Consider the following 7,228-nt stretch of genomic DNA (forward strand, 5'->3'; position numbering starts at 1 on the left):
TGATCCTATGCTCGAAAACTTCCCCTGAAAAATCTGTAGCATCCGCCGGAGGTATTTAACTTTATTCAATCAAAGTTTGTTCCTCTCGGCTTTAAATTTAAAGTTATATTACATTCATTCGCTTTTAATAAAGTTAAATATCCATTGTAAATAGTTTTCCTCTTCGTTTATATGAAAAAGAGGAAACTTGGTTTGAATCGGAATCCAAGATATAACTGCAACGATGTTTGTTAATGAAGTTAGCAACTCCGTATCCTTTTCTTTTTTGATTAAGACGATTTTAGGGTAATCTGCAGCTTTATATCCTTCAATTAATATCATGTCATTTTCAAAAAGAGCGCAAAGCTCTATGAGCTTTTCAAGTGTCCATTGAGATGTCTTTGCTTCAAGCTGTAAGCTACCACCGCCTTCTACTATCGTTGCAGACGCTCCAGCTTTAAAGTGGCGGGAAGAATCTTTTGCTTGATGAAAATTTTCTAAGTTGCTTTGATGTCCATGATGTTTAATGGTAGCAATTTGATGCCCGTAATCCGTGCCTTTTTTTACGATTTTTTCAACAAGAGATGTTTTCCCACTATTTTGATACCCAACGATTTGCAGAAGTGGAAACCTTATTTCCAAGGCCATTTACTTCCTTCCTGGTCTTCGAGGTAAAGCGTATCTACTTCATCACCTTTGCCAAATCCGCGCGTTCCTCCTGGTAAAACCATGAATGCATTTGCTCCAGCTAGCGAGGATACGACATTAGATTTATCAAGACCACTTGGTGTAACTAGAAGTTTACCATCAGAAAAACTGATTTTACTCCTTACAAATCTTGTAAATGGATTTGGTTTCGGGAAGTCGGCATTGAGCTCCGCTCTCATTTTTAATAGATGTGGAAATTTAGAGAATAATCTTGTCCGTACTACCGGTCTTACTAATAATTCAAAGCCAACGTAACAAGCTGAAGGGTTGCCAGATAATCCAAACAATAACTTACCATTTAGCTGTGCAACGGTTGTGACACTTCCCGGTCTCATCGCAATTTTATTAAATAGGACTTCCGCACCTAATTTATCATATATTGCAGGAAGATAATCATAATCCCCAACAGATACACCACCAGTTGTGATTAAAATATCAACTTCACTGATTGCATGTTTGATAGCATCAAAACAAAGATCAAAATCATCTGGTAGTTTTCCAAAATACTTTGGTTCCGCTCCCACTCTCTCAATTTGTGCACTTATCATGTATGCATTACTATTTCTAATTTTTCCTGGTACGAGTTCCTGATTGACATCAAGCAATTCTGTTCCGGTAGCATAAATACCAATGACAGGCTTCTTTGCCACTTCGACCTGATGATAGCCAAAGGTGGCTAAAAGTGCTTTTACACCAGGATTAATAAAGATACCTTTCTCCACTAAGAGTGAGTCTTTTTTTGTATCTTCACCCTGGAACGAAACATTATCTCCGGATTTAAATGGTCGCTTAATAGCCATGTACTTCCTGCCTTCACGTTCGTATTCAGTTGTCAATTCAAGCATCACAACTGCATCACATTCCGCTGGCATTTGTGCACCTGTCATGATTCGAACTGCTTGATGAGCCTCCACTTTTTTCGACACAACAGACCCGGCTCCTATTTCTTCAATTACTTCAAATTCTACTGGATGGTCCTGTCCAGCTTCTGTTGTATCGATTGCCCGAACAGCAAAGCCATCATAAGGGGACCGATCAAAATGTGGAACATCGTGATCAGCAATTACATTCTCCGCTAAAAATCGCCCATAACTAGCTTCAATTGGTACTATTTCCTTTGTCCCTGAACCCGTAAATTCCATTACACGAGATACTGCTTCAGGAACGGGGATTGGTGTTCGTCTTTCAACCATATTCTTTCACTCACTTTTTATCTACTTTTTTCCTATTGTAGTATATTTTAGATAAAACCACTACTATCCTGCTGTGATGTACATCACCTTTATTTGAATTTACTACGATTTTCTACAGATGTGTGATACGCATCACCTCATTCTTTCTATTTAGAAGCTATGCTATAAGTAGCTTACTAATTAGGAGGTAGAATTATGGAACAAACTTTTACAGAACAACATATCATCGGAGAAATTGTAACTGAGTTTCCGAAGGCTGGAGACCTTTTCAAAAAACTTCGTATTGATTTTTGCTGTGGCGGAAACCGACCACTTATAGATGCCATTGAGGAAAGAAATCTTTCCAAGGATGAAGTATTATCAAAATTAAATACACTTTATCAAGATATGAAGGAATTAAATGAAAAAACAGTGGATTGGAAGGCTGCAAGCTATTCTGAATTAATTGACCATATCGTGAATAAACATCACCGTTACTTAAACGAAGAGCTTCCGCAGCTTAGTCCATATGTAACAAAGGTACTAAGAGTACATGGAGGTAATCATCCTCATCTTGCAAGGGTGCATTCTCTGTTTAATCAATTAAAAGTTGAACTTGAACAGCATACAATTAAAGAGGAAGCAGAGTCATTCCCTTTAATCGTAAAATTTGAAAATGAAAGAACTGTCGAAAATCAAGAATTAGTGAAAAAACATGTAATTGAATTGGAAGACGATCATGACGAGGCTGGAGATATTATTAAAGAAATCCGTGACATTACAAATGATTTCCAACCACCAATTGGTGCTTGTGGAACGTACCGCTTAGTCTACCAACGTCTTGAAGCATTGGAAGCAGACTTATTCCAGCACATTCATTTAGAAAATAATATCCTCTTCCCAAGAGCAGCAGCAGGGAACTAAATACAAAATAGAAAAAATGAGCTGATATCATGTCAGCTCATTTTTTATGTCAACCTTTCATCAAGGTCCCCTGATTTTATCTTTATTTTTATTTACGGATTGTTTTCATTTTTCTTCATTGTGTAAAATTTTGGCTTCCCAATAAAAACCCGTCCCATAAATAAAATACAAATGACCAATCCTACTAAAAACATGGTTTTTCCTAGCTCTTGCTGTTCTGAAACGAGGTAGTTATTACAAAGTCGTGCTGGTGACGCTAAATAAAGCCAACTCATAACAAAAAGCATCGAAATTACATTCGCCCAAATAAAGGCTTTACTAATCGGACCAAGCAGTCCCCAGCTATAGTACAAAAATACCCCCGCAATGAATGGTAGACTTGTATATTTTACAATTTCCATAAAAGGTTCATTTAATGCAGCATCAATCGCTCGTGGCAAACTCCAGTACGTCAAAATAAACAATGTTATTAATATCCCCGCTATCCCATTCTCATTAAAATATAGGAAAAAGGTTCGCCATTTCTCTGGAAATCCTTTTGCTAGAAAGTAACCACTACACACTAATAAGGGAATTTGAACAAGCATGGTAGCAACCATACTTGCTTCTAACATTAGCCTGACATATGGGACTGAAACAACTAGAAGTAAAAGTAGTCCAATTATTAAATAACGGAAACGGTACATATTTTCACCTCTAATCTAAAATAGAAAAGAATCTAAGTATTCCACAACGGTTTGTGGTGTTTGGTAATCAAAGATATTCGTTAATTTTCCTTCTGGATTGATGACATAAAAGGCAGAATTATGCTCATATCCCCCATATTCATTTGGTATGACAATTACTTCAAGTGTATTTAACACATCTTGTAATTCCTGCTCGTCTTCAATGGTCGCCATTTTCCACCGTTCTCCATCTGCTCCGAAATGATCTGAATACGACTTTAAAACGTTTGGAGTATCATGTTCTGGATCAAAGCTTATACTTACAAGCACTACCTCTTTTCCTAGCACTCCCTCAGGGATATTCTCATAGATTTCAGCAAAATTTCTTTCTAATACTGGACATACATCTCCACAACTTGTGTACATGAAAGTAAACAGTGTATATTTTCCCTCTAATTCTTGTAAATGAAATTTTTTCGAATTAGAGTCAATTAATGTAGCGGAAGGGAGTTTTGGCCCCTCCCTTTCTAATTCAATGATTCTAGCAGTTTCTGCTGTAAAAGCCCGAAATCCATCTGTACCTATCCAAAGCAACGTAGTACCAGCTGCAAGTGCAAATAGAATTCCAATACTTTTACGCCACATGGTTATTTGGTCCTATTTTTTCCTGATACTTATAATCAATTGACCTTGAAAAATTCCAAAATCGGATGACAAATATTAATACAGCGAGAACAATAAAAATACCGAAGATTGCTCCCATACGGTCATAAGGGATCCACTCTGGGAAGTGCTCAGCCCATCTTCTTGGCGCTCCTACTTTTCCGGAGAATAGGAATGTACCACATAATCCGATGAAGAACATTGCGTACATCCAAAAACTAATCGTATCACGAGTAGTTTCTTTCCCTTTTTTATTCACCTTTGCTAAGTAATACATAAATCCAAATAGCATTGTTGTGGCGCCTAAGCCCATATACATATGGAAATGCCCCGGTACCCATTTGGTATTATGCATGACATGGTTAACAACGATTGTCGCGTCAATAATTGCTGGCACTACTCCGATTACCCAGCCAAACATTGATATAAACATAAAAGATGAGGCAATATCCCACTTAATGCCTGAACGATATACAATCATAAGCGCACCGTAAGCTGTGATAACTAATACTGGTAATCCATTCGCATATGAAAGCACTTGACCTAAAATAATCATCCATTTTGGTAATGCAAAGTCCATTAATAAATGGTGAGGATAGATAATAATTGTAAAAAGAGTAGAGCAATTCCATGCAATCAAGAACGGGCGATTTGCCTTCCAAGGACGATTAGCGTAGGCTGATAAAATCTCATAAACCGCAATGACACCCATGTAAATAATTGAGTTTGCAAAGATATGACCAAACGCATATGTTAAATTTTTTGCTAGTAATGGATCAATTGTAATCGTTGGAATATAGATATTGATAAGGCTCATAGTAAGGACTGTTGCGCCAGCAGTCAATGCTGTAATATTTACGATTGCAACCATTGTACTTGCAACAACAGTTGCTGGTGGACCAAAGCCTTTTTCCTTTCCAATTACGACCCGCCAGCCTAAGCCCCCACCTAAGCTTCCATATTGTTTAATGATCGCTCTAGCAACATCTAAATATAGCAATAAAAACCCTACACCGAGTATGAGCATACCACCTAAGTAAAGTGTTGCTCCCGTTGTTGCCCATCCTCCAGCAGAGATTGCCGGTAGCGGATATAGGAAAGTCCAAGCTCCCGCAAAGTCAAATACAAAGATTCCTATCAACACCATAACGACTCCGATGATGAAACAGATGAAATTCGTAATGAGAATTGCTTTGCTTAATTGAACATATTTACTAAGGAAATACCACATGACTGCAGCTGCGGCTAATGCAGCTGCCCCAATCATCCCTGTACCATGGACAGTCATAATCTCATAAAAGAATCCAGGGTCTACCTCAATCATTTTTCCCTGTGCCATAAGCATCAGGACCCCAAAAACCATCATTAATAATATGATAAGGCTACCTGTTAGTAGATACATCACAATTGTTTTATTTCGGGAGTTAGTTGTCTCTCCCATTACAATATTAGTAGACATTGTTAACCCCCTCCTTAATTTGTTACGACAATTTCACCAATCATGAGATGGTGAGCAAGTCCACAGTATTCCATACATAAAATTTGATATGTGCCAGGTTCTGAGAAAGTGTAGAAAACAGTGTTTGTATATTCTGGCATTGCCTGTGTTTGTGCTAATAAATTCATGTCTTTGTCATAAATTCCAAAACCATGGTTAACATCTGAGCTTGTGATATCGAATTCGATTGGTTCTCCCACTTTGAATTCAGTCTGGCTCATATTCCATCCAAATTGAACAGCCTCTACATCGACTATGACCGGATTTTCACCTTGACCATATACTGGTCTTTCGAATGGAAGATCTTGAAGTGTAAAATACGTAGCAGTTCCAAATACAACAAGAAGAACAATGAAATAAAAAGTTCTAAAACGGTACCATTTTTTTTGGATTGCTTCATACTCTTTTCGTCTATTAGTCTTTAATACGACGGTAATAAAAATAACGGTTATTAAGGTCATCAAAATAATAGAAAGATACCAAGCGGCTGTTTGGTACAAAAGAACCCCCTCCTAATTTCTCTTTTCAGCATGATTCTCACATATTGTGCAACCATAAATCTGTTAAGTTTGTCACAAAATGAGCAGAAAACAAAAAAGACACATTCTTGTCAAGAATGCATCTTTTTTCATTTATTATTTTATTAAATAGGTTGACGCGAGCATTAGGAAGGAAATGAAGATAGTAGTTAGGACCCACAGCCAGGCTAATTTCATGTTCCCGCTGTCGATGGCGAAATAGATTGCTCTTGGTAATGTTTGTGTTTTTTTGGTATATTTCCGGCAAACATAAGGGGTGCACCAAATTCCCCAAGTGCACGCGTAAAGCTTAAGATAAACCCCGTCACGATAGCTTTAATAGATAACGGGATAGAAACGAAAAGAAATATAGAAAATTCATTTGCCCCGTCCGTTCTAGCTGCATCCTCAATATCTGAGTCGACAGATTGAAATTCCGTTTTAACAGATTGGTACATAAGTGGAAATGCCACAACGGTTGAAGCAATAACCGCGGCCCACCAAGTAAACATAATTGGTTGGCCAGTTAATTTTTCTTCCAAATATCACAATTAATAAAAAAACTACTACAGATGGAGGGAGTACAAGTGGCAGCATTAATAATGTTTCAAGAATAAGTTTTCTTTTAAATTGTCTATGCGCCATCCATTTACCAGTGACTAAACCAAGCAATAAGACAATACAGCATGCTGTGATTGCGATTGTTATTGATAGTTTGATAGGTGACCAAAATAGCTGTTTCATAATCCAGACCTCAATTGTTAAAAATTGTTCAAAATTGGCATAACCCTCATTATTCAAAGGTATCTTCCAGGATTTTTCAAAAAGTGTGATTTATTATACACCTCTTGAATAACTAACATTATATTATTTTCTTAGAAGTTAGTGTTCAAAAAGGAGGATGAAGAGGACCGCGTCGAAATTTCAAGGCGGTTCAGCTTTGAGTACCGGAGCGTATGCAGTTAATACGTGAGGAACTCCAAAAGCAAGCCAACGAGCTTCCACAGGATTTGGTGACTTCGACGTTTGACACAGGACGTGTCAGCTCTTAGTCGAAGTTCCGCTATCGATGCTTCATATTCACCGCACTTTTTGAACTTC

7 protein-coding genes and 1 pseudogene are annotated in these 7,228 nt (G+C 37.5%); 1 reads left to right on the forward strand and 7 read right to left on the reverse strand.

All coding sequences use genetic code 11. From position 1 onward, the window contains the following. Positions 1–114: 114 nt before the first annotated feature. Positions 115–627 (reverse strand): molybdopterin-guanine dinucleotide biosynthesis protein B, encoded by a 513-nt coding sequence (gene mobB / locus V7147_RS21420; RefSeq protein WP_335369838.1) that lies wholly within the window; start codon positions 625–627, stop codon positions 115–117. After that, positions 612–1,880, reverse strand: coding sequence for a molybdopterin molybdotransferase MoeA (locus V7147_RS21425; RefSeq protein ID WP_335369839.1), 1,269 nt, complete (start codon positions 1,878–1,880; stop codon positions 612–614). Before V7147_RS21425 ends, mobB begins: the two co-directional genes overlap by 16 nt. A 195-nt stretch (positions 1,881–2,075) precedes the next feature. Here V7147_RS21425 and ric point away from each other — a divergent pair, with 195 nt between their 5' ends. Next, a complete protein-coding gene (gene ric / locus V7147_RS21430; protein ID WP_335369840.1) occupies positions 2,076–2,783 on the forward strand; it encodes an iron-sulfur cluster repair di-iron protein in 708 nt (235 codons plus the stop codon). A gap of 92 nt (positions 2,784–2,875) precedes the next feature. On the opposite strand, the gene V7147_RS21435 is transcribed toward ric, so the two are convergent. The 5 genes and pseudogenes from V7147_RS21435 to modB form a co-directional block, all read right to left on the reverse strand. Then, a complete protein-coding gene (locus V7147_RS21435; protein ID WP_335369841.1) occupies positions 2,876–3,469 on the reverse strand; it encodes a hypothetical protein in 594 nt (197 codons plus the stop codon). Between the two features lie 15 nt (positions 3,470–3,484). Beyond that, positions 3,485–4,093 carry an SCO family protein gene (locus tag V7147_RS21440; RefSeq protein ID WP_335369842.1) on the reverse strand — a complete coding sequence of 203 codons (609 nt, stop codon included), beginning with the start codon at positions 4,091–4,093 and terminating at the stop codon, positions 3,485–3,487. Continuing rightward, positions 4,083–5,570 (reverse strand): cbb3-type cytochrome c oxidase subunit I, encoded by a 1,488-nt coding sequence (locus tag V7147_RS21445; RefSeq protein ID WP_335369843.1) that lies wholly within the window; start codon positions 5,568–5,570, stop codon positions 4,083–4,085. Before V7147_RS21445 ends, V7147_RS21440 begins: the two co-directional genes overlap by 11 nt. 14 nt (positions 5,571–5,584) lie before the next feature. Then, positions 5,585–6,109, reverse strand: coding sequence for a cytochrome C oxidase subunit II (locus V7147_RS21450; protein ID WP_335369844.1), 525 nt, complete (start codon positions 6,107–6,109; stop codon positions 5,585–5,587). 135 nt (positions 6,110–6,244) lie between these two features. Beyond that, positions 6,245–6,871: pseudogene (gene modB, locus V7147_RS21455) on the reverse strand (molybdate ABC transporter permease subunit). Between the last annotated feature and the right edge of the window lie 357 nt (positions 6,872–7,228).

The organism is Bacillus sp. JJ1521, assembly GCF_036965165.1.
GTDB lineage: Bacteria > Bacillota > Bacilli > Bacillales > Bacillaceae_L > Ferdinandcohnia.

Coding starts and splice junctions, on each gene's coding strand:
- mobB (WP_335369838.1), bottom strand. CDS start 627: ATGGCCTTGGAAATAAGGTTTCCACTTCTGCAAATCGTTGGGTATCAA.
- V7147_RS21435 (WP_335369841.1), bottom strand. CDS start 3,469: ATGTACCGTTTCCGTTATTTAATAATTGGACTACTTTTACTTCTAGTT.
- V7147_RS21445 (WP_335369843.1), bottom strand. CDS start 5,570: ATGTCTACTAATATTGTAATGGGAGAGACAACTAACTCCCGAAATAAA.
- V7147_RS21440 (WP_335369842.1), bottom strand. CDS start 4,093: ATGTGGCGTAAAAGTATTGGAATTCTATTTGCACTTGCAGCTGGTACT.
- V7147_RS21425 (WP_335369839.1), bottom strand. CDS start 1,880: ATGGTTGAAAGACGAACACCAATCCCCGTTCCTGAAGCAGTATCTCGT.
- ric (WP_335369840.1), top strand. CDS start 2,076: ATGGAACAAACTTTTACAGAACAACATATCATCGGAGAAATTGTAACT.